Annotated in this window: 24 protein-coding genes; 14 read left to right on the top strand and 10 right to left on the bottom strand. The window is 30.8% G+C overall.

Going from position 1 to position 25,064, the window contains the following annotated elements; all coding sequences use genetic code 11:
• Positions 1 to 76: 76 nt before the first annotated feature.
• Positions 77 to 1,408, bottom strand: a complete 1,332-nt coding sequence (locus Q1A15_RS15985; RefSeq protein ID WP_299626232.1) for an SPFH domain-containing protein — start codon at positions 1,406 to 1,408, stop codon at positions 77 to 79.
• A 522-nt stretch (positions 1,409 to 1,930) separates the two neighbouring features.
• Here Q1A15_RS15985 and Q1A15_RS15990 point away from each other — a divergent pair.
• Positions 1,931 to 2,872 (top strand): calcium/sodium antiporter, encoded by a 942-nt coding sequence (locus Q1A15_RS15990; RefSeq protein ID WP_299626235.1) that lies wholly within the window; start codon positions 1,931 to 1,933, stop codon positions 2,870 to 2,872.
• A gap of 59 nt (positions 2,873 to 2,931) precedes the next feature.
• Here Q1A15_RS15990 and Q1A15_RS15995 read toward each other — a convergent pair whose 3' ends face one another.
• On the bottom strand, positions 2,932 to 3,945 hold the full coding sequence (locus Q1A15_RS15995) for a glutamine synthetase beta-grasp domain-containing protein (protein ID WP_299626238.1): 1,014 nt from the start codon (positions 3,943 to 3,945) through the stop codon (positions 2,932 to 2,934).
• 157 nt (positions 3,946 to 4,102) lie between these two features.
• On the opposite strand from Q1A15_RS15995, the gene Q1A15_RS16000 reads away from it, so the two are divergent.
• On the top strand, positions 4,103 to 6,286 hold the full coding sequence (locus Q1A15_RS16000) for a glutamine synthetase III (protein WP_299626241.1): 2,184 nt from the start codon (positions 4,103 to 4,105) through the stop codon (positions 6,284 to 6,286).
• Between the two features lie 66 nt (positions 6,287 to 6,352).
• Entirely contained in the window at positions 6,353 to 7,531 is a 1,179-nt protein-coding gene (locus Q1A15_RS16005) for an AIR synthase related protein (RefSeq protein ID WP_299626244.1), read from the top strand.
• 52 nt (positions 7,532 to 7,583) lie between these two features.
• Here Q1A15_RS16005 and Q1A15_RS16010 read toward each other — a convergent pair whose 3' ends face one another.
• The 3 genes from Q1A15_RS16010 to Q1A15_RS16020 form a co-directional block, all read right to left on the bottom strand.
• Complete coding sequence (locus tag Q1A15_RS16010; protein ID WP_299626247.1) at positions 7,584 to 8,663, bottom strand: hypothetical protein; 1,080 nt, start codon at positions 8,661 to 8,663, stop codon at positions 7,584 to 7,586.
• Positions 8,664 to 8,665: 2 nt separating this feature from the next.
• Positions 8,666 to 9,229, bottom strand: coding sequence for a YceI family protein (locus Q1A15_RS16015; RefSeq protein ID WP_299626250.1), 564 nt, complete (start codon positions 9,227 to 9,229; stop codon positions 8,666 to 8,668).
• A gap of 146 nt (positions 9,230 to 9,375) precedes the next feature.
• Positions 9,376 to 9,795: an Lrp/AsnC family transcriptional regulator gene (locus tag Q1A15_RS16020; RefSeq protein ID WP_299626253.1), complete on the bottom strand. Its 420-nt coding sequence runs from the start codon at positions 9,793 to 9,795 to the stop codon at positions 9,376 to 9,378.
• A 160-nt stretch (positions 9,796 to 9,955) separates the two neighbouring features.
• Here Q1A15_RS16020 and Q1A15_RS16025 point away from each other — a divergent pair, with 160 nt between their 5' ends.
• Positions 9,956 to 10,651, top strand: a complete 696-nt coding sequence (locus tag Q1A15_RS16025) for a sulfite exporter TauE/SafE family protein (RefSeq protein WP_363322694.1) — start codon at positions 9,956 to 9,958, stop codon at positions 10,649 to 10,651.
• Here the strand turns inward: Q1A15_RS16025 and Q1A15_RS16030 are convergent.
• Both Q1A15_RS16030 and Q1A15_RS16035 read right to left on the bottom strand, forming a co-directional pair.
• Positions 10,648 to 11,154: a hypothetical protein gene (locus tag Q1A15_RS16030; RefSeq protein ID WP_299626256.1), complete on the bottom strand. Its 507-nt coding sequence runs from the start codon at positions 11,152 to 11,154 to the stop codon at positions 10,648 to 10,650. The genes Q1A15_RS16025 and Q1A15_RS16030 overlap by 4 nt on opposite strands.
• 9 nt (positions 11,155 to 11,163) lie before the next feature.
• A complete protein-coding gene (locus Q1A15_RS16035) occupies positions 11,164 to 11,589 on the bottom strand; it encodes a hypothetical protein (RefSeq protein ID WP_299626259.1) in 426 nt (141 codons plus the stop codon).
• Positions 11,590 to 11,674: 85 nt separating this feature from the next.
• On the opposite strand from Q1A15_RS16035, the gene prfA reads away from it, so the two are divergent.
• Positions 11,675 to 12,751 carry a peptide chain release factor 1 gene (prfA, locus tag Q1A15_RS16040; RefSeq protein WP_299626262.1) on the top strand — a complete coding sequence of 359 codons (1,077 nt, stop codon included), beginning with the start codon at positions 11,675 to 11,677 and terminating at the stop codon, positions 12,749 to 12,751.
• 53 nt (positions 12,752 to 12,804) lie between these two features.
• On the top strand, positions 12,805 to 13,758 hold the full coding sequence (locus tag Q1A15_RS16045) for an endonuclease (protein WP_299626265.1): 954 nt from the start codon (positions 12,805 to 12,807) through the stop codon (positions 13,756 to 13,758).
• Positions 13,759 to 13,809: 51 nt separating this feature from the next.
• Here the strand turns inward: Q1A15_RS16045 and glmS are convergent, their stop codons facing one another.
• From glmS to Q1A15_RS16060, 3 genes are read right to left on the bottom strand one after another with little or no spacing between them, the layout of a single operon-like run.
• The gene (gene glmS, locus Q1A15_RS16050) at positions 13,810 to 15,666 is read right to left on the bottom strand and encodes a glutamine--fructose-6-phosphate transaminase (isomerizing) (RefSeq protein WP_299626268.1); all 1,857 of its coding nucleotides are present in this window, start codon (positions 15,664 to 15,666) and stop codon (positions 13,810 to 13,812) included.
• 15 nt (positions 15,667 to 15,681) lie between these two features.
• The gene (locus Q1A15_RS16055; protein WP_299626271.1) at positions 15,682 to 17,226 is read right to left on the bottom strand and encodes a DUF4270 family protein; all 1,545 of its coding nucleotides are present in this window, start codon (positions 17,224 to 17,226) and stop codon (positions 15,682 to 15,684) included.
• Positions 17,227 to 17,241: 15 nt separating this feature from the next.
• Complete coding sequence (locus Q1A15_RS16060) at positions 17,242 to 18,063, bottom strand: glycogen/starch synthase (protein ID WP_299626274.1); 822 nt, start codon at positions 18,061 to 18,063, stop codon at positions 17,242 to 17,244.
• A 95-nt stretch (positions 18,064 to 18,158) separates the two neighbouring features.
• On the opposite strand from Q1A15_RS16060, the gene panC reads away from it, so the two are divergent.
• From panC to Q1A15_RS16100, 8 genes are all read left to right on the top strand, one after another.
• Positions 18,159 to 19,010, top strand: a complete 852-nt coding sequence (panC, locus tag Q1A15_RS16065; protein WP_299626277.1) for a pantoate--beta-alanine ligase — start codon at positions 18,159 to 18,161, stop codon at positions 19,008 to 19,010.
• A 44-nt stretch (positions 19,011 to 19,054) separates the two neighbouring features.
• Complete coding sequence (gene panD / locus Q1A15_RS16070; RefSeq protein ID WP_299626280.1) at positions 19,055 to 19,405, top strand: aspartate 1-decarboxylase; 351 nt, start codon at positions 19,055 to 19,057, stop codon at positions 19,403 to 19,405.
• 1 nt (position 19,406) lies between these two features.
• Positions 19,407 to 20,357 (top strand): lysylphosphatidylglycerol synthase transmembrane domain-containing protein, encoded by a 951-nt coding sequence (locus Q1A15_RS16075; RefSeq protein ID WP_299626283.1) that lies wholly within the window; start codon positions 19,407 to 19,409, stop codon positions 20,355 to 20,357.
• A gap of 66 nt (positions 20,358 to 20,423) precedes the next feature.
• A complete protein-coding gene (locus tag Q1A15_RS16080; RefSeq protein ID WP_299626286.1) occupies positions 20,424 to 21,302 on the top strand; it encodes a zinc-ribbon domain-containing protein in 879 nt (292 codons plus the stop codon).
• Positions 21,303 to 21,406: 104 nt separating this feature from the next.
• Positions 21,407 to 22,768, top strand: coding sequence for a DNA repair protein RadA (radA, locus tag Q1A15_RS16085; RefSeq protein ID WP_299626290.1), 1,362 nt, complete (start codon positions 21,407 to 21,409; stop codon positions 22,766 to 22,768).
• 69 nt (positions 22,769 to 22,837) lie between these two features.
• On the top strand, positions 22,838 to 23,383 hold the full coding sequence (locus Q1A15_RS16090) for an RNA polymerase sigma factor (protein WP_299626293.1): 546 nt from the start codon (positions 22,838 to 22,840) through the stop codon (positions 23,381 to 23,383).
• Positions 23,367 to 23,888, top strand: coding sequence for a hypothetical protein (locus Q1A15_RS16095; RefSeq protein ID WP_299626296.1), 522 nt, complete (start codon positions 23,367 to 23,369; stop codon positions 23,886 to 23,888). Before Q1A15_RS16090 ends, Q1A15_RS16095 begins: the two co-directional genes overlap by 17 nt.
• 64 nt (positions 23,889 to 23,952) lie before the next feature.
• Positions 23,953 to 25,038: a hypothetical protein gene (locus tag Q1A15_RS16100; RefSeq protein WP_299626299.1), complete on the top strand. Its 1,086-nt coding sequence runs from the start codon at positions 23,953 to 23,955 to the stop codon at positions 25,036 to 25,038.
• Positions 25,039 to 25,064: the final 26 nt, after the last annotated feature.

Genomic DNA, 25,064 nt, shown 5'->3' on the forward strand with positions numbered 1-25,064 from the left:
CGTTTTCACTTTTTCGTTTTCACTTTTTCGTTTTCACTTTTTCGTTTTCACTTTTTCGTTTTCACTTTTTCGTTTTCTACTTCTTTTTTTCAATCATTTTCTTAGCTAACTCAGCACCAATTAACGATTGTAGCAAATTCCCACTGTTCTTATTTCCTGTACTTCCTTCTATATAAGTAGTTGGAAGTTTTAAGTCTTTCAATTGTTTAGCAACTCCCACTGCGGTCTTGTATTCCCATTCTGCTTTTTCTTGAGGTGTAAGTCCGGCGCTTACTAACTTTTGGTTTTCATAGGCTTGAGCATCTGCAGCTAATTTTTTACTCTTTGCTTTATATTGCTCAACTTCATATTGTTTTTTCTCTTTCGTTAAGTTAAACTCAGCAACTTTAGCTTCTGTTTCCGCAGCAATAGTTTGTTGTATTTGTGCTTTTTCTAATCTAGCTCTCTCTTTTGCTTTTTCTGCTTCTCCTTTTGCTTTTTCTTTTTGTGCACGATAAAATTCTCTTTCTGCTTGTTGTTTTTCTAATTGTGTTTGTGCAACTTCTTCTTTTTGTAATTGTAATCTGTTATCAAAAGTTTCTTCCCAGTCAATTTCAGTAACTACAGCTTGTACTACAGTTAAACCGTATGATTTTAAAGAATTTCCTTTTACTCGAACAGGTTCTCCGTCCTTCATTTTTATTCTGAATCTTTTCTGACGAGATTCTTTATTAGGAATTGTTCTGGTTACAGTACTGTCTCCAATTATTTCTGGTTTTTGATTTTCAGAGTACTCTTCTAAAACATACATTCCGTTTTCTAATTGATCTTGAAAATATCTATCAAAATCCGCTGCTTGTCCAGATATGTAATCCTGAGCAGCCATCAACTTACAAGTGTTTTTTATTGATTGATCAATGTTTGGTATTATTCTAGATCTGATTAAGTTTTTTTCTGTTTTATTTCTGTCAGCAACTGATAAGAATTGTTTCTCATCTGAAATATCTATACTTATTACGATTGATGTTGCGATTTTTCCTTTTACAGCATCGTTAAATTCCCATTGACGAGATTTATCTACATAAGCATATTTACTTTGGTCGCCTAGTTGTCCTTTTTTATTTGGTATTACATATTTTACAGGTATTTCAAATTGTATAGGAATTAATCGTCCCCACATCTTTGTTTTTAATCCTTGTTGAAATACGGCTTTTTGTCCTCCCCATGGATATTGTACTGCGTAAGCTGTACCAGGTTCAGCATAAAAGAATATTCCTGAAGTAATACTTAGCAAACCGCCTACTATTATCGTAAGTACACTTCGTTGAGTTGTTATTAACTCTAAGTTTTTTACTTTAGGTAGAAAAGGTTTTGCGATTAAAGATGCTAATCCGATTAGGATTAGTAATATTCCGAAAAATGTTAGCATATAGTTTAGTTATTTGATGTTAGTAATTAAAATAAAGTTTGAATTAAATTTGATATAAGTTCAATTAAAGCAACAGTTAATTTTATTACAATAGTGATCATTTTTTAAGTTGTTTTTGTGTTAGTAATTAGTTCAATTTCGAAATTGTTTGATGAATATATGACGAACGAAATATCATCACCAAATTTTTGAAATGGATTTAATTTAATTGAATTTACATTTGAAGTCAAAAAAGTTAATAAAGTTTTAATTTGTAATCTTATTTTCTTTATTTAGGTTTTAATGTGTAATATTAATGTGGTTGAAAGTTTGTTTTTTGTAATGAAATAAAGGGCTTTTTTGAGTTGAGTTTTAAAAGCAAAGGAGAATTTACTTTTAAAACTGTTAAAAAATGGCATTCTATCTTTTCGAAAGAAAAAATAGACGGAATTTTCGATAACTGATTTTTATCATTTTTTAAGACGAAAAAAATTGAAATTTTGACAGTTTATAAATGTCTATATTCGCACTAAAATTTTTCACATGAGTATTGCATACGTCTTAATTGGTTTGTTGTTGTTGGTTTTTGGAGGAGACTTTTTGGTGAAAGCTTCAGTTGGACTTTCATTTAAATTGAATATTTCAAAAATGGTGATTGGAATGACAGTGGTATCTTTTGCTACTTCTGCTCCTGAGTTGTTGGTTAGTTTACAAGCCGCTTTAGATGGATCACCAGCAATTGCAATAAATAATGTTATAGGATCTAACATTGCAAACATCGGTTTGGTTTTAGGAGTTACAGCTTTAATAGGTCCAATAATTGTGAGTAAAGATTTTTATAAATTGAATTGGCCGGTTATGATGTTGTTTTCATTGGCTATCTTTTATTTTTTACAGAACGATAATCAATTAACAAAAACAGAAGGTTTAGCGTTGTTTTTAGGCTTAGTTGTTTTTTTAATTGTTTTAATTCGATCGGCTAAAGATGACAATGCAGATGCAGAAGAAGTTGATGATAAGTTAGCAGGTATTGGTTATGGTAAAATAGCTATTTGGTTACTAATTGGAGCTGCAGCATTATATTTTGGTTCTGATTTGTTAGTTAGAGGAGCAAAAGACTTAGCACAAAGTGTTGGGGTAAGTGAAGGGGTAATTTCTATTACAATGATAGCTATAGGAACAAGTGTACCAGAACTAGCAGCTTCTGTAATTGCAGCTGTAAAAGGAGAAAAAGCTATTTCTTTAGGGAATCTAATTGGTTCTAACATCTTTAATATAGCATCGGTTTTAGGTTTAACATCTATGATTAAAACTATTCCAGTTACCGAGCCTCAAATATTAACAAGAGATATTTATTGGATGTTAGCTTTTGCTTTCATTATTCTACCGTTAGTATTTATTCCAGAAAAGTTTAAGTTGAGTAGATTGAAAGGAGCTGTTCTCTTTTTAGGGTATTGTGTTTTTATCTATTTAGCATTTATATAGCATAAAAAAAGCTCACATAAAATATGTGAGCTTTTTTGTTTATTGTATTGAGTGAGATATTATTTAATATCTGCGCTTTTTACAGTTTGAACGATTCTTCCTGCTACTTTGTATGGATCAGCATTAGAAGCTGGACGACGATCTTCTAACCATCCTTTCCAACCTTTTTCTACAGTAATAATAGGAATACGAATAGAAGCACCTCTATCAGATACACCATAGCTAAAATCGTTGATTGAAGCTGTTTCGTGTAATCCTGTTAAACGTTGATCGTTATATTCTCCATAAACAGCAATATGCTCTTTAGTTACAGGTCTAAAAGCTTCACAAACTTTTTCGTAAGTTTCCTTGCTTCCACAAGTCCTTAATAAAGTGTTTGAGAAGTTAGCGTGCATACCAGAACCATTCCAGTCTCCTTTTACTGGTTTTGGGTGGTATTCAATGTAGAATCCGTATTTTTCAGTTAATCTATCTAATAAATAACGAGCAACCCAAATTTCATCACCAGCTTTTTTAGCTCCTTTAGCGAATAATTGGAATTCCCACTGACCTGAAGCAACTTCTTGGTTGATTCCTTCGAAATTTAAACCAGCAGCAATACATAAATCAGCATGCTCTTCAACAAAATCACGACCGTGAGTATTTTTACCTCCTACAGAACAGTAGTACATTCCTTGAGGTCCAGGATAACCACCAATAGGGAAACCTAAAGGTAATTGAGTATGTGAATCCATAATAAAATACTCTTGCTCAAATCCAAACCAGAAATCATTATCATCATCATCAATAGTAGCTCTTGCATTTGATTCGTGTGGAGTACCATCAGCATTTAAAACTTCAGTCATTACTAAGTAACCGTTGTCACGAGCTGGATCAGGATAAATAGCTACAGGTTTTAACAAACAATCAGAGTCTCCTCCTTCAGCTTGTTTTGTAGATGATCCATCAAAAGACCAAATAGGACAGTCTTCTATTTTTCCACTAAAATCGTCTACAACTTTAGTTTTGCTTCGCATGTTTTGTGTTGGATAATATCCGTCTAACCAAATGTATTCTAATTTAGATTTAGCCATGATTTTTTTATCGTTAATTAGTTTATCATGCAAAAATGTATTTTTTTTCAAACACCCCCAAATTTTTTAGGGTTAAAAAACAGTTATTTTAAAAATAAATAATTTAACCCCTATTTTTTTAGGGTATTAATAGTAGTTTTGCTTAAAATTATTAATAATGGCTACAATTAGGTTTAATGCGTTGCAGGAAACTCTTAACAGAGTACCGGTATTAGTGGAAGAAAAAGAGCGTCGATCTCAGTTATATGCTAAATATGTATTTAATGAAAAAGCGATGCTTCAGTATATGACAGCTGAAGCTTATAGAAGTGTAAGAGATGCTGTAGAGTTCGGACATAAGATTGATAGGAAGATTGCAGATCAAATAGCTGTAAGTATGAAAGATTGGGCTTTATCTAAAGGAGCTACACATTATACACATTGGTTTCAGCCGTTAACAGGTTCTACAGCGGAAAAACATGATGCGTTTTTTGAGACTATTGAAGGAGGTAATGCCATGGAATTATTTGATGGAGGAAAATTAGTACAACAAGAGCCTGATGCTTCTTCTTTTCCTCATGGAGGAATTCGTAATACATTTGAAGCTCGAGGTTATACAGCTTGGGATCCTACTTCACCAGCTTTTATTTATGATACCACTTTATGTATTCCGACAGTTTTTGTTGCGTATACAGGGGAAGCTTTAGATAATAAAACTCCATTACTAAGAGCGTTGCAGGCTGTTGACGATGCTGCAACTGCTGTTTGTAAGTATTTTGATAAAAACGTAACTAAAGTTTCTGCTACTCTAGGTTGGGAGCAAGAATATTTCTTAATTGATAAAGCTTTAGCAGCTTCTCGTCCTGATATTATGATGACTGGTAGAACTTTGTTAGGTCATGCTTCAGCAAAAGGACAACAGTTAGATGATCATTACTTTGGTTCTATTCCAACTCGTATTTTAAACTTTATGCGAGATTTAGAGCAAGAATGTATGTTACTTGGAATTCCTGTAAAAACAAGACATAATGAAGTTGCGCCGAATCAGTTTGAGGTAGCACCAATTTTTGAGGAAGCAAATTTAGCTGTTGATCATAATTCATTATTAATGGATTTGATGAAAAAGGTTTCTCAAAAGCATAATTTTAAAGTTTTGTTTCATGAAAAGCCTTTCAAAGGAATTAATGGATCTGGAAAACATAACAATTGGAGTTTAAGTACAAATACTGGAGTTAATTTGTTGAGTCCAGGTAAAACTCCAATGAAAAACCTTCAATTTTTAACCTTTTTTGTGAATACAATTAAAGCGGTTTATGAATATGAAGAATTGATTCGAGCTTCTATAGCTAGTGCAGGAAATGATCATCGATTAGGAGCAAATGAAGCTCCGCCAGCAATTATATCCGTATTTATTGGTTCTCAGCTTTCACAGGTTTTAGATGAATTAGAGAATGTAACCAAAGGAAAACTTTCCCCAAAGGAAAAAACAGATCTAAAGCTTAATATTATTGGTAAAATTCCAGAAATTTTATTGGATAATACAGATAGGAATAGAACATCACCATTTGCGTTTACAGGAAATAAATTTGAATTAAGAGCTGTTGGTTCTTGGTCGAATTGTGCTGGACCAATGACAGTTTTAAATACCATTATAGCGAAACAGCTTAAAGATTTTAAAGTAGAAGTTGATAAGTTGGTAGACAGTAAAGGGTTGAAAAAAGATGAGGCAGTATTTAATGTATTGCGTGAATACATTAAAGCTTCAAAAGATATTCGGTTCGAAGGAGATGGTTATGGTGAATCTTGGGAAAAAGAAGCAAAGAAACGAGGATTGAGTAATCATAGAACTACACCTGAAGCTTTAAAAGCAAAGATTAGTGATAAAAGTATTGCTGTTTTTGAGGAAATGAAAGTGATGAGCCGTGTTGAGTTAGAAGCTCGTCATGAAATTGAATTAGAAGAATATGCGAAACGAATTCAAATAGAAAGTAGAGTTTTAGGAGATGTTTCTAGAAATCATGTAATTCCAACGGTAATTCAATATCAAAATACATTAATAGAAAATGTAAAAGGTTTAAAAGAAATCTTTGGTAATGATTATGAAAAATATGCTTCAGAACAAATAGATTTAATAAAGAGAATATCGAATCATATTGTAGAAATTAATTCCATGATTGAAGATATGACTGATCAACGTAAAAAAGCAAATAAACTATCTGGTCAAAAGAATGCAGAGGCATACTGTAATAAAGTGAAACCGTATTTAGAAGATATTCGTTATCATGTAGATAAATTAGAATTGTTAGTAGATGACAACTTATGGCCTTTAACAAAATATAGAGAGCTTTTATTTACAAGATAAATATCTGATTTAAGTTTGCATTTCGCTGCAATAATTTAACTTTGCACCCAACAACAACACAAAATAATGAGTCAAGAAGTTTCTAAAAGATACGCGCAAAGAGGTGTTTCTGCATCTAAAGAAGATGTACATAATGCGATTAAGAATATCGACAAAGGTTTATTTCCTAAAGCATTTTGTAAAATCGTACCAGATTATTTAACGAATGATGATGAGCATTGTTTAATCATGCATGCAGATGGTGCTGGAACAAAATCATCTTTAGCATATATGTATTGGAAAGAAACAGGAGATGTTTCTGTTTGGAAAGGTATTGCTCAAGATGCGTTAATCATGAATATAGATGATTTGTTATGCGTTGGAGCTACAGATAATATTATGTTATCTTCTACAATTGGAAGAAACAAGAACTTAATTCCAGGTGAAGTTTTATCTGCAATTATAAATGGAACAGAAGAATTAATAGCAGAGTTAAAAGAATTTGGTGTAACAATTCATTCAACTGGTGGTGAAACTGCCGATGTTGGAGATTTAGTGCGTACAATTATTGTAGATTCTACGGTAACTGCTCGTATGAAGCGCGAAGATGTAATTGATAACGCAAATATTCAAGCTGGGGATGTAATCGTAGGTTTGGCTTCTTTCGGACAATCTTCTTATGAAAAGGAATATAATGGAGGAATGGGAAGTAACGGATTAACTTCTGCTCGTCATGATGTTTTTAATAATTATTTAGCTGAAAAATATCCAGAGAGTTTTGATGCTGCTGTACCTTCTGAGTTAGTGTATTCAGGAAATGTAAAGCTTACTGATGAAGTTGAAAATTCACCAATTGATGCTGGTAAATTAGTGCTTTCTCCAACAAGAACTTATGCGCCGATTATTAAAGCGATTTTATCAAAATATAAATCAGACTCAATTCACGGAATGATTCATTGTTCTGGTGGAGCGCAAACAAAAATTTTACACTTTGTAGATAATCTTCATATTGTAAAAGATAATATGTTCGAAATTCCACCATTATTTAAATTGATTCAAGAACAATCGAAAACAGATTGGAAAGAAATGTATCAAGTATTTAACTGTGGACATAGAATGGAGCTTTATGTAAAACCGGAAGTTGCTGAAGAAATTATAGCTATTTCGAAATCATTTAATGTAGATGCTCAAATTATTGGTAGAGTAGAAGCTTCTGAAAATAAAAAGCTAACTATTAATAGTGAATTTGGTACTTTCGAGTATTAGAATTAATAAATAGAAAAATAAAAAAGCCTCGAATTTTCGAGGCTTTTTTATTTTAGTTACATAAGTTTTCGGCTGTGTTTATTTTGTTTAGCATTTGCCATGTTTCATGAGTGAACATTTTTGGTGAAAACTTAAAAAGAAGAAGATTTCTCTTACTTATTTCGCAATATGTGCTTTCTATAATTACATTTAGTTTTAAACCTTTGTTAGTTGCAAATCTGTCATAAGTGTTTATCTCACCTTTATAAAGAGTACTGTTTTTGGATGTTCCTTTATTCTGAAGATAAACAACTGCTTTATAGATACTCAAATGTTTATTGTTTTCAATATTGTTTAATCCGTCGAAATACTGTTGTAAACTAGTTTTTAATTCTTCTTTAGTGATTTTTTGATCTAAGTCTATATACCAAGCATAAACATAAGACCAGAAATTTTCATGTTTAGGATTTCTCCAACCTTTCGGGGGAAATCTTACTTCAGCTATTCCTTTATAATTAATGTTTTTAGCAAAAGGAATTGGAAATTTGAATATCTCTTTTCCCCAAGAATTATCGAGTTTTATGATAGATGTATTATTGTTTTTTACTTTAATTTCGTTTAAATAATCCCAAATAGGGTTACCGTATTCTTTAGGGGAAATACGAAAAGTGATAATTGATTTCTTTAAAAATTTGTCAAAAAACTGATTTCCTTTAATGTTTACAGTAAGAACTTTTCCTGTATGAAATCCGTCAAAAAAAGTCATACTTCCTACAAAACCTTTTTTACTGTTTTTAAAATTAACTCTTGGATTAGGAAAATCTTTTGCCCAATGATTTGGTTTCATTAAACCGTCAAAATATCCTTTAAAGTTTGTAGTTATTTCTTCTAAAGAAATTGGGTTTTTAGAGTCAATTTTCCATCCTATTACCAAAGACCAAAACTGATGATTTTTCGGTTTATTCCAATTCGGAGAAAAAAGTAATTCTTCAAAACCAGTTAATTTAAATTTTGGAGCCCATTCAATAGGGAATTTAATGACTTCTTTTTTCCAGTTGTTTTTGTTTTCAAAAATCTGTAATTCATTTTTATCTTGTGGAAATACAGAAGTTATTTGAAATAATAGAAGTGAGGTTAAGAATACTTTTTTCATACTTATAATTTTATACTCACCTCAAACCCTAATGCATCAGAAATAGCATAATCTTTTACTTTGCTAGTATAACTTACATTCCATTTTCTTCGATCGATCTTAAAACGGGTAGTCATTTCTTTTTTATCAAAATCAAAATTAGCTCTGAAATTAATAGGTTTTGTAATCCCTTTCAGTGTTAATTTCGCTTCAATACGAGCTGTGTTTTGTTCAGAATATTCAACTTTAGTAATCAGCAAACTTGTTAAAGGGAATTTTTCTACGTCAAAAAAATCTGGATCTTTTAAATGAGCTATCAAGCTGTCTTTTCCTTCTTGTTCTTTAATGTCGTTATTGGTCATTGAATTCATGTCGATTGTGAATTCACCACCAACAATTTTATCTCCTCTTTTTATAAAGAAACCTTCTTTGAATTGTATATAACCATCATGTCCTCCAAAATGAAATGTTAGCTCTCCAGTCCATTTAATAGTACTCTGTTCAATATTGATATTTATTTTTTCTTGAGCTTTAATACTGGTTGCTAAAGAAAATAATGATACAAAAAGGATAATAATTTTTCTCATCGATTTAGATTTTAAATTTTGAGTAAAACTATTTTTGATATTCGTGAAAACTGTCAAACGATTGTAAAAGAAGTGCAAAAACTTGTCAATAAATCCTTAATTATAATTTGATTTATTTTTGCATTTATGTTTTTGGCTATTATCGTTTAGTTTTTTGTGATTTCAGATAAAATTAAATGAGTTGTTGTATCTCCATAATCAATTAACTTATCTATAAATTCTTGTAAGTGTAATTGATTTCTTAAAGCTACTTTCATATGTATATTTTGTGAACCTGTAATCCGATATGCTTTTTTTATCTCAGAAAATTGATGAGATTCATTCATAAAAACCTTGAGCTTTCCACTGTATAATTTCAGTATAATAAAAGCTTCTATTCCGTAACCGATTTTCGCGTAATCAATATCTGCTGAATATTTTTTAATCACTTCATTGTCTTCAAGTTTTTGAACTCTTTCCCGAACAGCAGAAGGAGATAAGTTGATTTTTCTGCCTATATCGGCAAATGATATTCTAGAATTTATCTGTATTTCTTTCAGAATGGAAAGATCTATTTCGTCAACCATTGAATCGTTTGTTTGTTTTGTTTAAAAAGGTGAATTCAACTTAAAGTTTTATAAAGTGCAGTTGAATTAATTTCCTACTAAAGTAATGGGTTTTTAATTTTGATTCAAGAATTTATTGATTTTTTCTATTATGTCCTTAAGTGTGTTTTTGATCTTAATATTGGCAATTTTTCTAGGTTTTTTTATTCAAACTGTTGTTGGTTTTGCTGGTGCTTTAATTGCTTTACCAATTCTATTGATCGGAATGAGTTTGCAAGATGCAATAGCTTACCTAGCTTTATTCTATTTATATTCAAGTATCATCTTAGTTTCTAAAGAGTGGAAGAATATAGATAGACCTGTAATTCTTAAATTAGTTTTGGCTACTATTATAGGAGTTGGAATTGGTATTTGGGTGTTACAATTTGGAAAACCTTTAATCCTTAAAAAACTCTTAGGCGCTTTTATTCTTTTGTATGTTGTTTACACTACTTTTTTAATAAAAAATGAAGGTGTTAAAAATCCCAAATTAGGATTTGTGTTCGGGCTATTCGGAGGTTTTTTCTCTGGCTTATTTTCTACAGGAGGTCCTTTGTATGTTATGGTCGTTAAAAATGCAGTAGTTGATATGAAGGTTTTTAGAGCTACAATGATTGGTGTTTTAGGTTTAATTACACTAACTAGAGTTCCGATTTTATATGCTCAAGATATTCTAACATTACATCATGTTTACGATTCGTTGTTAGTTATACCTATATTTTTATTGGCAACGTTTTTAGGGAAAAAAATGTATTCGAAACTAAACGAAAATGCTCTAAAAAAGATGGTGTTGAGTTTGCTGTTTGTATCAGGTATTGTCTTATTGATTAAAAGTTAATTAAACTCATCAATAAACTCTCTGCAAAATAAAACTATAGGTTCTAAAGCTTTGGTTTTATTTTCAAATAGTAAACTATATTCAATAGTTAAAGAGTATTTATTGTCTTTATGTTTGCCAAATATTGTAGGTTCGAAAGCTGTTTTATCTGCTATCCTTTTTAATTCTCTAAAACTTTTACTGTTTCTGAAAAATGAAGATATATTAGGAGTGGTTTTAGAAAATTTAAATCGATTACCTCTTAAAAATAGACTGACAAAGTGATTTCTAGTGTGCATGTGAAATTCTAAGCTTTCTTTTTGTGTCTCAAAGTTCACATTAATACGTCCAACACCTGGATTTGTTCTATTCCAAATACATATTTTTTTATCCTTATATGGTATTTCTAAATAAAGTTTTGTGGAAAAGTCTTTACCACCATTATCTAGAGTATATGTAATTTCTTCAGTATTTAATTTACCGTCAAACTTTTTCTTAAGCCTTTCAAATTCTTCAATAAACATGTAAGCAATTTATTTTATTCTTTCGAAAACAAAATCAATGGCAAAATCGTCATTAGCAACTTTAGCTTTTAACTGATTTTCTTCTAACCAATATGAAATTACTTTAGGAAATTCGTTATTTGGATTCTTACAAGTAAATGAAGTGTTCGTTTGATCTGTGAATTGAAATAAAGTTGGTCTTTGATTTACACCAGTAACTTGTAAATATTTATTTCCCTTGACTTCAATAATGGATAAAATTTCTTTGAAAACAGTGTCTTTTTCCTGTAAAGAATAACCTAAACCATTGAAATTCTGATTCCATATTTCAAAAGTTTCTTTAGGACCTTCGTCGTTTACCCGTTTCCATTTACCAATTAAAAAGTCAGGTTTTTTAATTTCCTGCTTACAAGAGGTTATTAATAACAGAGAAAAAATAAAAAATAGCTGTTTCATATCTAACAATTTTTGTTCATACGCTGATTTCCAGTACAACAAATTTAAAGAAAAGTCGTAAATTCGCACACCAACGAAAAGAATAATGCTAGATAAATTACAGATTGTAAAACAACGTTTCGATGAGGTTTCAGATTTAATCATTCAGCCGGATATTATTTCTGATCAAAAACGTTACGTTCAGTTAAATAAGGAATATAAAGATTTAGGTAAAGTTGTAAAGAAAGCAGACGAATATCAAACGCTTTTAAACAATATAGATGAAGCTAAAGAAATCATTGCTGATGGAAGTGATGCAGAAATGGTTGAAATGGCTAAGATGGAGATGGATGAAGCTAAGAATAGAATCCCTGCTTTAGAAGAAGAGATCAAATTTTTATTAATTCCTAGAGATCCTGAAGATGGTAAAAATGCTGTAGTAGAATTACGTGCAGGAACTGGAGGAGATGAAGCAAGTATTTTCGCTGGAGATTTATTTAGAATGTATTCTAAGTATTGTGAAGGTAGAGGTTGGAAAGTTTCAATTGTAGATTATAGCGAAGGAACGAATGGTGGATTTAAAGAAATTCAGTTTGAAGTTTCAGGAGAAGATGTTTACGGAACTTTAAAATTTGAAGCTGGAGTTCACCGTGTACAACGTGTTCCTCAAACAGAAACTCAAGGTAGAGTTCATACATCGGCAGCAACTTGTATGGTTTTTCCTGAAGCTGAAGAATTTGATGTAGAAATTAATCCAAAAGATGTTCGTATCGATTTCTTCTGTTCATCTGGACCAGGAGGTCAGTCTGTAAATACAACTTATTCTGCAGTTCGTTTAACGCATATTCCAACAGGATTAGTGGCGCAATGTCAGGATCAAAAATCTCAGCATAAAAACAAAGAAAAAGCATTTAAAGTATTACGTTCTCGTTTATACGATTTAGAGTTGGCTAAAAAACAAGCAGAAGATGCTGCTAAACGTGGTTCTATGGTTACTTCTGGTGACCGTTCTGCAAAGATTAGAACGTATAATTATCCACAAGGACGTGTTACCGATCATAGAATTGGTTTAACGTTATACGATTTACAAAATATTGTAAATGGAGATATCCAAAAAATTATAGATGAGTTAATGCTCGCAGAAAATACTTCTAAGTTAAAAGAATTAGGAGAAACAATTTAATCAAAACGCAACCTCTGGTTGCGTTTTTTGTCTCATAAAAGTTTATGTAATTCATGAGTTATAATAGAAAAGAGGTATTTACTGTTGCTTTTTACAATGTTGAAAATTTATTTGATACAGTTTCAGATCCTCATACAAATGATGATAAGTTTACACCTAAAGGTGAACGTAAATGGAACTATAACAGATATTGGAAAAAGATTAAGAAAATAAGTCATGTTATTTCTCAAATAGGGAAAGATACTTCAGGACATTTACCTGTATTAGTAGGTTTAGTTGAGGTTGAAAACACGACTGTTTTAAATGATCTTACTACACATAAAAACTTGATAAACTATGGATACAGATATATTCATTATGAATCAAAAGATGAAAGAGGAATAGATACTGCTTTGATTTATAGAGATGAATTTTTTGATCCGGTTTCGTCGAAGCGGTATCATTTCGATTTTGAAGATGAAGACGGAACTTTAGATTTTTCAAGAGATGTTTTATCTGTATCAGGTTTTTTAAACGGAGAATTGGTTCATATTATAGTTAATCATTGGCCATCAAGAAGAGAAGGAAAAGAAGAAACAGATCCTAAACGTTTCAGAGCTGCTGAAATTGTTCATGAAGCTATACAAGATATTAAAGCAAAGGATGAGCAGGCTAAAATTATTATTATGGGTGATTTTAACGATAATCCCGCTGATAAAAGTATACAAGGCTATTTAATGACAGAAGAGTTCTTTAATCCTATGGAAAAGCTTCATAAAAAAGATACTGGAACCTTAACATTTAAGAAGGAATGGCATTTATTTGATCAGATTATAGTTTCTAATGAGTTTTTAGAAGAAGGTCATTCCGATCATCAATTTCTAAAAGCGAAAATATTTAATAAAAAATGGCTTCAAACTCACAAAGGAAAATACAAAGGAAGTCCATACAGAACTTACATTGGTCCGTGGTATAAAGGAGGTTTTTCTGATCACTTTCCCGTTTATATGCATATGACTAAACGATAATAAAAAACCAGCTGAAAAGCTGGTTTTTTTATTCTATATAAAATTACTGATTTATTCTACAGTAACCGATTTTGCTAAGTTTCTAGGTTGATCAACATTCTTACCTAACATTACAGCAATATGATACGATAATAATTGTAAAGGTATTGTTGTTAATAAAGGAGTAAATGCTTCTTCCGTTTCAGGAATTTCAATTACATGATCTGCAATTTCTTTTACAGTTACATCTCCTTCAGTAACGATAGCGATAATTTTACCACTTCTAGACTTAATTTCCTGAATATTACTTACTACTTTTTCGTAATGACCTTTACGAGTTGCAATAACAAAAACAGGCATGTTTTCATCAATCAATGCAATTGGTCCGTGTTTCATTTCAGCAGCAGGATAACCCTCTGCATGGATATAAGAAATTTCTTTTAATTTTAAAGCACCTTCTAAAGCTACTGGGAAATTGAATCCACGACCTAAATATAAACAGTTAGTAGCGTCTTTATAGTGGTACGCTATTTTCTGAACGTCTTTATCTATTTTTAATAGTTTTTCAACTTGCTCAGGAATTTGATTCATTGTCTGTAGATACTTATTTACAGCAGTCTTAGATAATGTTCCTTTTGCTTGAGCTAGTTTTAAAGAAATTAAAGAAAGAATTGTGATTTGAGTTGTAAAAGCTTTAGTAGAAGCTACACCAATCTCTGGTCCAGCATGAGTGTAAGCACCAGCGTGAGTTTCTCTAGCGATTGAAGAACCTACAACATTACAGATTCCAAATACGAAAGCTCCTTTAGATTTTGCTAATTTTATAGCAGCAAGTGTATCAGCGGTTTCTCCTGATTGAGAAATAGCTATAACTACATCTTTAGGTGTTATAATCGGGTTTCTATATCTAAATTCAGATGCGTACTCAACTTCTACAGGAATACGAGCCATATCTTCTAATAGATATTCACCTACTAATCCAGCATGCCAAGACGTTCCACAAGCTATAATAATGATTCTATCTGCGTTTAAAAACTTAGATACATTATCATCTATCCCTGCCATTCTGATGATTCCATCATTAGCAAGCATTCTTCCTCTAAAAGTATCTGTAATAGCTTTTGGTTGTTCGTAGATTTCCTTTAACATAAAGTGATCGTAACCACCTTTTTCAATCTGATCAAGATTTAACTTTAATTCCTGAATTTTTGCATCAACAGGTTTATCATTGTCAATCTTACGAACTCTAATACCTCTACCTTTTTTAATGATAGCTAATTCACCATCTTCTAAATAAACAGCATCTTTAGTGAATTCTATGAAAGGTGAAGCATCAGAAGCAACAAAGAATTCTTCATTGTTTTTTCCAATACCAATTGCGATAGGGCTTCCTAATCTGGCAACAACTAATTCATTAGGTTTTGTTTTGTCAAAAACAGCTATAGCATACGCACCAATTACGTTTGTAAGTGCTAATTGTACAGCTTTACCTAACTTACATCCTTCTTTCTGTTTTACTTCCTCTATTAAGTTTATTAAAACTTCAGTATCGGTATCACTTTTAAATTCATATCCACGAGATACTAATTCCTTTTTTATTGTATCGTAATTTTCTATGATGCCATTGTGGACTATAACTAAGTTTCCTGATTGAGAAAAATGTGGATGAGAATTTACATCATTTGGTACTCCATGAGTAGCCCAGCGAGTATGCCCAATACCTATTTTTCCATTCTTTCTTGATTCATTGTTGTTTGTGATAACTTCAAGATCAGAAACTTTACCTTTAGTTTTAGATAAGTTGATATCTTCCCCATCATACATCATTATCCCTGCACTATCATACCCACGATATTCTAATCTCTTAAGACCATTGATTACTATTGGATAGGCTTCCCTTTCTCCTATATATCCAGTAATTCCACACATATTTTTTGATTTTAATTAGTTGTCTTCTTTCTCTTCTGTAAATGAAATAGTTAATTTGGCTCTTTTATCTCCGTTACTTATTGAATTATTAAGAATGGTAACCCCTCTAGGGTTCCAGTTGTATGTGTCTACATTTAGGTTTCTTAGTGCTCCAGTACTAGGATCTACAGCTAAATCTGTTGGTGTATTGAATACCTTTAAAATCAAAGGTGAGTTTTCGTCAATTTCACCAGATATTAAATCAGATACATAATCTGTGATACCAAAAGAGTAAGAACTCGGTTTAGCATCTACTATTGATAAACCTCCTCCGAATGAAGCAGCACCTTCAGTAATAGCATCTTTAATTTGCTCATCTCCATTACTAGTTTCACGATATAAGAATAAACGTAAAGGAACTTTAGTAGTATCTCTTGAAGCATCGATATTAAATGTTAACGTAGCATCATTAATAAGAATGTTTCTTTCTCTTAATGTCTGTAATTCGTTCCCATTTAAAATATTAATCCTAGCCATACTTCCTGCTGTTCCCTGAATATTGAAACTAGTAGCAGTTGGAGCTGGACTTTGTGCAGCAGACATCTTATATTGACTGTTAGTTACCCCGCTTAATGTGAATGGATAGCTACTTAAAACTGTATCTTTTACAACTCTAGCTCCATTTTCTATTTCTACTCTAGTTTCAGTGTAATAGAATTCAACTGACGGTCTAGTTGTGTTTAGTGTAATTGGAACCATAGCTCCATCTGTTCCTTCAGCTTTTATAATCAATCCTTTGAAATATTGATTAAAAGCGTCTGTAGTAGAAAATTCAGGATCACCAAATTTGTCCCAAAATAATTCTTTCATTCTAGCTTTGTTAAGCTTAATTCTAATAAAAGGAATAGAATTGTTTAATTTAACTTCATCAAAGAAAGTACTACCTGTGCTCAATTCCCTTTGAACAGGAAGAATAGTATCTACAGGGTTTGGAACATGAACATAATTTGGATTGTCATTTAAAAGTTCAAGTTCTGTATATGATTGATCAGATTCAAATGAATTTTGTTCTGAAGGATCATTTGGATTTAAACGGTTTAAGAAAGTTCCGTTTCTATATACTTTTATGGCTACAGGAACCTGATCGTTACCTAAAACAGAATCTAATCTAAATTCTGGAACTCCATTAGTTCCTCTACCTGTTTGAGTAGATTCGTAAGGAAGAATTAAATAAGCATCGTTAAATACATAAATAGAATCTAATTCATCTGTAGTTGAGTTTTGCTCAGTTCTTGGATTTGGAGTAATGTTTAACTGACTAATTATAGATGCTTCTACACGCTTATAATCGTTGTTGTTATAAACACCTAACCAATATTCTCCAAGATTACCAATCGCAATATTATCAGCTCTAACAGAACTAATATCTATTGGAGTAGTTTCTACTTCTAAAGTAATTTGATCTGTAGTAAAGTTATTATTACTAATTACATTTCCTCCGATCTCTCTAAAGTCTTTTTCACATGACATTACCAGTAAAAAGCTTACGAAAGCAGCAGATATATAAAAAATCTTTTTCATTATGTTTGATAAATTTTAAGAATCTTGAAGTTCTAACACGTTTTCTTTGTAGAAGTCAAGATATGCTTCAGTTAAATACTCTTCAGATTGGTAGTCTAAAACAGTAACGCCACTTTCTGAGATGAATTGCTCTAAATCATCAGAAAATTCAGCACTACCTTTGATAACCGCATCTGAATTTAATAATGCATTCTTCAAAATATTTTCCTGATTAGGATCTTGAAGCAACGATACACTATCATTATCAACTTTATCAAACTTTACTTTATCAATAAGATTTTTGTTTAATTCTCCAGGGAATTCATTACTGTATAAAGAAGTAACAATTTTACTTTCACTAAATAAAGGCTCTTCTTTGTAGTATTCTTTTAAATAAAGAGGAAGTAACGAAGCCATCCATCCATGAACATGAATAATGTCTGGTGCCCAATTTAATTTCTTAACAGTTTCAACTACACCTTTAGCGAAGAAAATCATTCTTTCATCATTATCTTGAAATAACTTGTCATCTTCATCTGTGTAAATGGCCTTACGCTTAAAGTATTCGTCGTTGTCAATAAAGTAAACCTGCATTCTTTCTTTAGGAATTGAAGCTACTTTAATGATTAACGGCATATCCATATCGTTGATGATAAGATTCATACCCGACAATCTAATTACTTCATGTAACTGATGTCTTCTTTCATTAATAACTCCAAAACGTGGCATGAAAATTCGCGTTTGAACCCCTTTAGAATGTGCATATTTAGCAACATTAAACGCCGTAGATGATAATTCTGTTTCTGGTAAATACGGAATAACTTCCGAAGAAACATATAAAATTCTCTTATCCTTCATTAAATCGAACTCTTTATAAAGCGGCAAAACTACGAAATTTTATGCTAAAATCCTGTTAAATTGCTAATTTTGCTCGTATTCTAATAATTCTATACATGAAAATATTTACTTCAAAATCCGATTTGAAAAGTTACATTTCGTCAAAAAAGGAAGAAAAAAAGAAGATCGGATTTGTTCCAACTATGGGGGCGCTTCATCAAGGCCATATGTCTTTGGTAAAGAAATCGGTAAAGAAAAATGACGTTACAGTTGTAAGCATTTTTGTTAACCCTACACAGTTTGATAATAAAGAAGATTTAGTTAAATATCCGAAAACGTTTGAGGAAGATGTAAAATTATTAGAAAGTGGTTCTTGTGATGCTGTTTTTGTTCCTTCAGTTGATGAGATTTATGGTGAAAATATAATATCTGAGCGTTTTGATTTCGACGGATTAGAACATCAAATGGAAGGAAAGTTTAGAGATGGTCATTTTGATGGAGTAGGTACAATTGTGAAAGCTTTATTTGAAATCGTTCAACCAGATGTTGCTTATTTTGGGAAAAAAGATTTTCAGCAGCTTCAAATCATAAAAAAAATGGTAGAGAAGTTAAAGTTGCCAATTAAAGTAAAGGGAATGCCAATTTTTAGAGAAGAAGACGGATTAGCAATGAGCTCTAGAAATGCAAGATTAACTCCAGGACATCGAGAAGCAGCACCATTTATTCACAAAACGTTAAAGAAAGCTAGAAAAAAAACTGGTACAAAAAATGTTAAAGAAATCATTGAATGGGTTGAAAATCAATTTAAAAAACATCCGCTTTTAGAATTAGAATATTTTATAATTGCAGATGAAAAAACATTGCAAACTGCTGAAAGTTTTGATGCTACAAAAAGATATAGAGCTTTTATTGCAGTTTTTGCAGGAGAAATAAGATTGATTGATAATGTCCGATTCCAAAACAATTAAAATAATTAAAGAGTAAATTCTTTAAAAAACAGTATTTTTGTTGCATGTTAGTACAAGTTGTAAAATCTAAAATTCACCGAGTTAAAGTAACCGGTGCAGATTTAAATTATATTGGGAGCATTACTATTGATGAAGATTTAATGGATGCCGCTGGAATTATAGAAGGAGAACGAGTTCAGATTGTAAATAACAATAACGGTGAGCGTTTAGAAACTTACGCAATTCCTGGACCAAGAAAAAGTGGAGAAATTACTTTAAATGGAGCTGCTGCCAGAAGAGTTCAAAAAGGAGATATTTTAATCTTAATCGTTTATGGATTCTTAGAGTTAGAAGAAGCAAAAAAGTTTAAACCACAATTAGTTTTCCCTAATGAGGAAACAAATTTACTAGAGTAGTTTGAATACTTCGCAAAAGAAAATTTTAAAAATAATTTTACCTCTCGTTTTGGGAGGTTTTTTAGTTTGGTATTCTTTGTCAAGAATGGACAAAGACAAAATGATTGATTATTTAGAGACAGCCAATTATGGATGGATAGCTTTAGGTTTATTTTTTGGAATATTAAGTCATCTATCTAGAGCCTATCGTTGGAAGTTTTTACTTCAGCCAATGGGATACAAGCCAAAATTAGGTAATAGTATTTTAGCTGTTCTAGTAGGGTATTTTGTAAACTTAGCTATACCCAGAGCAGGCGAAGTATCTAGAGCTACAGTTATGACAACTTACGAAGATATTCCATTTGAAAAAGGATTCGGAACTATCGTTGCAGAACGTATTGCAGATTTAGTAATGATGTTTTTAATTATAGGGATTACATTATTAATTCAATTCGAGTTTATATATAATTTAGTTGCAGAGAAATTTGATCCAATTGTAATTGGCGGAGGTTTAGTAATTTTAGTTGTTGTTTTTTTAATTGTAAGAAGTTATGTAAAGAAAGCTTCCTCAGGAATAGGATTGAAAATTAAACACTTTTTAAATAGTCTTACAGAAGGTTTAACAAGTATTTTTAAAATGAAAGATAAGTGGTCATTCATTTTTCATACAGTATTTATTTGGACAATGTATGTGGCGATGTTTTGGGCAACTATTCCTGCATTAGAAAATTTTAGTGTGCCATTGGGTGCGGTGTTAGTTGGTTTCATAGCTGGAGGGTTTAGTATAGCCGCAACAAATGGAGGAATTGGTTCTTATCCATTAGCCGTAGCAGGAGCTTTTATGTTATTTGGAGTTGAAAAAGATCCAAGTGAAGCTTTTGGATGGATTATGTGGTCTGCACAAACCGCTATGATTATCATTTTTGGAGGGTTATCATTTTTTATATTACCAATTTTCAATAAGAATAAATAACTAAATATTACTTTCAATTTTAGAAGCTAGAAAAGTATAATTTTCTACTTTTGAGAAAAAATTGATATGATAATATTCTTCGGTGTAAAGAAATCTAAAATTGGTGTAGCTACAATTAGAGAGAATACTGTTTGTAGTCATTGTGGTACAGAAAAAAGCTTTCAAGGAATCATATATAATTCATATTTCCATGTTTTTTGGATTCCGATTATTTCTGTAGGAAAATCAAGAGAAGTTACTTGTGGTCATTGTAAAAAACGTTACGATGATAGTGAAATTCCAGATAACATTCGAGTTGCTCTAGATCGAGCTGTAGAGAAGTCGAACGTTAAAACACCCAAATGGCATTCTTTTGGCTGTTTAGCAATATTTTTTATGTTTGCTCTTTCGTTAACTATAAGCCTTTTTGCATTTATTGGAGATTATTTTTTTACTAATGATGAATCAGAGGTTACTACAGAAATAAATACAGTATATCAGCCTGAAGAGAAAGAAGTAGAAACACTTGTAATAAATCCAAAGAAAGAACCTGAAAAATCAAAACCTGCACTTAATTGGGAAGAAAAACTTCGTAAGATAATGGGGAATTCTACTATGAGTCCAGGTCTTATTAAAGAACCGGTTTCATATAATATTAAAAATTGCTTAGAGCCAAATCTTTCTTTTATTGAACCTAGAAGTATCAATTATATCACTGAAATTAATAATGATAAAATTTTAGTTTTAATTGAATTGAGTGATTATGAAAAGTATACAGAAAAACAAAGAAACGAGATTTTTAAAAAGGTTGAAACTTGTACAAAAACAGTTTTAAAAGATGTGTCTTATGATACATATATAGGAGTTTATGATTATTATGATTTCTATTATCAAAAAGCATTAAAAAGAGTAGTAAAGGAAAGAAAAGAAATAGGAGATTCTTTACTAAAAGATTTTTTTGAATAATTATAACTTAAAAAAACATATTAATAAAACAGTTTGTTCTACATGAGCAAACTGTTTTATTTTTTATATTAAATGTATCTTTGTTGTTCATTTAATTTGCTCAAATGCCAAAAACTAAAACAACTTTTTTCTGTCAGAATTGTGGAGCGCAACATGCGCAGTGGGTCGGACAATGTCCGAATTGTAAACAATGGAATACAGTTGTTGAAGAAGTAATCCAAAAAGAAGAAAAAAGAAATTGGAAAACGCCTTTGAATACACAAAAAGTTGTTTCAAAACCTAGAAGAATTCAAGAAATTGAATTGAATACAGAAGAGAGAATCATCACTCGAAATAATGAGTTAGATGTAGTTTTAGGTGGCGGATTAGTAAAAGGTTCTATCACATTACTAGGGGGTGAACCAGGAATTGGTAAATCAACATTACTACTGCAAGTTGCTTTACAAATTCCGCAGAAGGTATTATACGTTTCTGGAGAAGAAAGTCAATCGCAAATTAAAATGAGAGCAGAGCGTTTGCAAAACGAAGATTCAAATTGCTTGATTTTAACAGAAACAAATACGCAACAAATCTTCAGAAATGTTGAAGAAGTACAGCCTGATGTTTTAGTTATAGATTCTATTCAAACGTTATACACAAATAATATTGAAGCTTCACCAGGAAGTATTTCTCAAATTAAAGAAACTTCTGCTGAGTTGATCAAATTTGCGAAAGAAACAAATACCCCAGTTTTATTAATCGGACATATTAATAAAGACGGAAATATAGCGGGACCAAAAATCTTAGAACATATGGTAGATGTTGTGCTTCAGTTTGAAGGAGACAGAAATCATACCTATAGAATTTTACGTTCTCAAAAAAACAGATTTGGTTCTACAGCCGAATTAGGAATTTATGAAATGTTATCAGACGGTTTACGTGAAGTTAAAAATCCGTCAGAGATTTTAATTTCAGAAAAAGACACTGATTTAAGTGGAACAGCAATTGCTTCAACTTTAGAAGGTGTTCGTCCGTTAATGATAGAAATTCAAGCTTTAGTAAGTACTGCAGTTTATGGAACTCCACAAAGATCTACTACGGGTTATAATTTAAAACGTTTACACATGATTCTGGCTGTTCTAGAAAAAAGAGCTGGATTTAAACTTGGAGCAAAAGATGTATTCTTAAATGTTACTGGAGGAATTTATATCGATGATCCTGCAATAGATTTAGCTGTTGTAGCGGCAATTCTTTCTTCAAATCAAGATATCGCAATTAATCCAGATGTTTGCTTTGCGGCTGAAGTTGGTTTAGCAGGAGAAATTCGTCCTGTTTCTAAAATCGATCAACGTATTGTTGAAGCAGAAAAACTAGGTTATAAAACATTTGTAACTTCAAAATATAATAAGATTACATCTAAAAATCATTCAATTAAACTCATTTTAGTGGGTAAAATAGAAGATGCTTTTGCTACGTTATTTGCGTAATTTTTTTACTTTGTTGAAACCCTTTATTTTTTTCTTCGTTATTAAGGGTAAATCAATGCAATCGAATACGTGTCTAAACAAATCGACATATTAATTTATCAATGTAAAAAAGGCAATAGAAAAGCCCAAATGCATATTTACGATCAGTATTGTGGTGCAATGTATACTATTGCATGCAGATACTTGTCACATGAAGAAGCTAAAGAAGCTATGCAAGAAGGATTTCTAAAAGCATTTTTAAATATCCAAACATTTGAAAAAGACAAAACTTTCGGAGCTTGGTTAAAGCGAATCGTTATCAATCAATGTATTGATCAATTGAAAAAGAAAAAATTAGAAACAAGTGCCATAGAGCAAGTTCAATTAGAAATTGTTGATGATGAAGATTGGTTATTTGATACGCAAATTACAAAACAAGAAATTTTACAAGCAATAGATCAATTGAGTGAAAAATATCAATTGGTAGTGAAATTATATCTGTTAGAAGGATACGATCATTCTGAAATTTCTCAAATTTTAGGAATCGAAGTGAAAACTTCTCGAACACAATTGAGAAGAGGTAAACTACAATTAAGAGAATTATTAAAAAAGCATTTTAATGAAGCGAGATATTAGAGAACTTTTTAAAGAAGAAGAATTCGAAAAAGAGTTGCCAGAAAATCATAAAGCTGAATTTTTAGGAAAGCTTAAAGAAACTTCTAGAAAGAAAAAAAATCCTTTCAAAAAAATGATTGGTTTGGTTGCTTCAGTGATTGTTTTAATTTCTGTGTATTATTTGTTCCTTCCAGATAATAAAATTGAAGAAAAAGATCAGCAATTATTATTACATGTTCAGCAAATAGAAACAGAATACTTAAAAAATATTAATACAGAATGGAATAATTTTTTGGAGTTAACAGATGATGAAAAACTGATAAAAAAGTATGATGATAAGCTAAAGAAATTATCAGAAAGTTATAAAGTCATATTGTCTAGATTTAATAAAAATCCTAATGATATAAACACTTTAGAAGATTTGATTTCTAATCTTCAAAAAAGATTACAAGCTTTAAAAGATATACAAGCGCACATAAAAAATTTAAAACAAAAAAAAGTAACTCATGAAACGATTATTATTTAGCCTATACTTTCTAAGCAATTTTGTTTTTGCACAAACAGAGATATTATATAGTAAAAGTTTTCAGATGAAGAATATTGATAGTCTAAAGCTTTCTTTAAAAAATGTTCCTGTAGATATAAGACCATCAGAAGACAATCAAATTCATTTTAATTTTAAGTTAGAGTTTAAAAACCTTTCTGATAAAGAAAAAACTTCTTTTTTGGAGTCTTTAAAGTTTAATGAAGAAATTACAGAAGGAGTTATAAATGTTGATTTAAAAAGTGAGATTGAATTAAACAGGCTACATGCTTTTTCTGAAAGAGTAACGAACGAAGAGTTATCTAAGCTTGTAGATAAAGTGGTTAAAAATTACACAGATTTTTCCTTCAAAAAGAAAAGTAAGGAAGAAATTTTAAAGAAATACAAAGAAGGAAAAGGAGAGGATTATAAAAAGTTTATAAGATTAAAAGAAAAAGTAATAATAGATAATAACAAAAAGCTAATAAAAAATACTTTTACAATTTATCTTCCTAAGAAGTTTGCTGCAATACTAAAGTTAAATGCTGAAAAAAGTAATATAGATTTTAATGATTTAGAATTTAAAAACTTAAATGTATTTGTTGATGGCGGTTATCTTAAAATCAGAAAAATTAACAACTCAAAATTAACCTGTTGGAATGGCAGTATCTTTTTAGGTGAAGTAGATAGTAGTATTATTACAGCAAAAAGTACTACAAGTTTATTAATTGGAGGAATTGCTAATTCAAATTTAATCACCGAACACACAAAAATAGAAATTGGAGAGGTGGATGCATATACTGATTTTAAAGATTTTGGAAGTCGCTTTTATTTTTACGGTTACTCTAATAAATTCAGAAAATTCAATTTTAAAGGAGAATATTCTAAAGTCAATTTTTTCGTCCCTAATGATAATTATCACCTAGAAGTACGAGGAAACTCTACTGTGTTTAAATCTGGTGAAAATGATATGAAAGTTGAATCGAAAAAGGAAGATAAAATTTTAATGTTGTCTATGAAAACACCTAAAACATCTAAGTATTTTAGAGAATTTAATTTTGACCTACTGAATTCTGAATTTGAAGGGCATAACTCTGAGTTGGGAACTATGATAAAAGATATTAAACTAAGATCAAGTAAAAAGGGGAATTAGAGTCAAAGAAAAAGTAAATTCGAATA

The organism is uncultured Tenacibaculum sp., assembly GCF_947495995.1.
GTDB lineage: Bacteria > Bacteroidota > Bacteroidia > Flavobacteriales > Flavobacteriaceae > Polaribacter.

Coding starts and splice junctions, on each gene's coding strand:
- Q1A15_RS15985 (WP_299626232.1), bottom strand. CDS start 1,408: ATGCTAACATTTTTCGGAATATTACTAATCCTAATCGGATTAGCATCT.
- Q1A15_RS15990 (WP_299626235.1), top strand. CDS start 1,931: ATGAGTATTGCATACGTCTTAATTGGTTTGTTGTTGTTGGTTTTTGGA.
- Q1A15_RS15995 (WP_299626238.1), bottom strand. CDS start 3,945: ATGGCTAAATCTAAATTAGAATACATTTGGTTAGACGGATATTATCCA.
- Q1A15_RS16000 (WP_299626241.1), top strand. CDS start 4,103: ATGGCTACAATTAGGTTTAATGCGTTGCAGGAAACTCTTAACAGAGTA.
- Q1A15_RS16005 (WP_299626244.1), top strand. CDS start 6,353: ATGAGTCAAGAAGTTTCTAAAAGATACGCGCAAAGAGGTGTTTCTGCA.
- Q1A15_RS16010 (WP_299626247.1), bottom strand. CDS start 8,663: ATGAAAAAAGTATTCTTAACCTCACTTCTATTATTTCAAATAACTTCT.
- Q1A15_RS16015 (WP_299626250.1), bottom strand. CDS start 9,229: ATGAGAAAAATTATTATCCTTTTTGTATCATTATTTTCTTTAGCAACC.
- Q1A15_RS16020 (WP_299626253.1), bottom strand. CDS start 9,795: ATGGTTGACGAAATAGATCTTTCCATTCTGAAAGAAATACAGATAAAT.
- Q1A15_RS16030 (WP_299626256.1), bottom strand. CDS start 11,154: ATGTTTATTGAAGAATTTGAAAGGCTTAAGAAAAAGTTTGACGGTAAA.
- Q1A15_RS16035 (WP_299626259.1), bottom strand. CDS start 11,589: ATGAAACAGCTATTTTTTATTTTTTCTCTGTTATTAATAACCTCTTGT.
- prfA (WP_299626262.1), top strand. CDS start 11,675: ATGCTAGATAAATTACAGATTGTAAAACAACGTTTCGATGAGGTTTCA.
- Q1A15_RS16045 (WP_299626265.1), top strand. CDS start 12,805: ATGAGTTATAATAGAAAAGAGGTATTTACTGTTGCTTTTTACAATGTT.
- glmS (WP_299626268.1), bottom strand. CDS start 15,666: ATGTGTGGAATTACTGGATATATAGGAGAAAGGGAAGCCTATCCAATA.
- Q1A15_RS16055 (WP_299626271.1), bottom strand. CDS start 17,226: ATGAAAAAGATTTTTTATATATCTGCTGCTTTCGTAAGCTTTTTACTG.
- Q1A15_RS16060 (WP_299626274.1), bottom strand. CDS start 18,063: ATGAAGGATAAGAGAATTTTATATGTTTCTTCGGAAGTTATTCCGTAT.
- panC (WP_299626277.1), top strand. CDS start 18,159: ATGAAAATATTTACTTCAAAATCCGATTTGAAAAGTTACATTTCGTCA.
- panD (WP_299626280.1), top strand. CDS start 19,055: ATGTTAGTACAAGTTGTAAAATCTAAAATTCACCGAGTTAAAGTAACC.
- Q1A15_RS16080 (WP_299626286.1), top strand. CDS start 20,424: ATGATAATATTCTTCGGTGTAAAGAAATCTAAAATTGGTGTAGCTACA.
- radA (WP_299626290.1), top strand. CDS start 21,407: ATGCCAAAAACTAAAACAACTTTTTTCTGTCAGAATTGTGGAGCGCAA.
- Q1A15_RS16095 (WP_299626296.1), top strand. CDS start 23,367: ATGAAGCGAGATATTAGAGAACTTTTTAAAGAAGAAGAATTCGAAAAA.
- Q1A15_RS16100 (WP_299626299.1), top strand. CDS start 23,953: ATGAAGAATATTGATAGTCTAAAGCTTTCTTTAAAAAATGTTCCTGTA.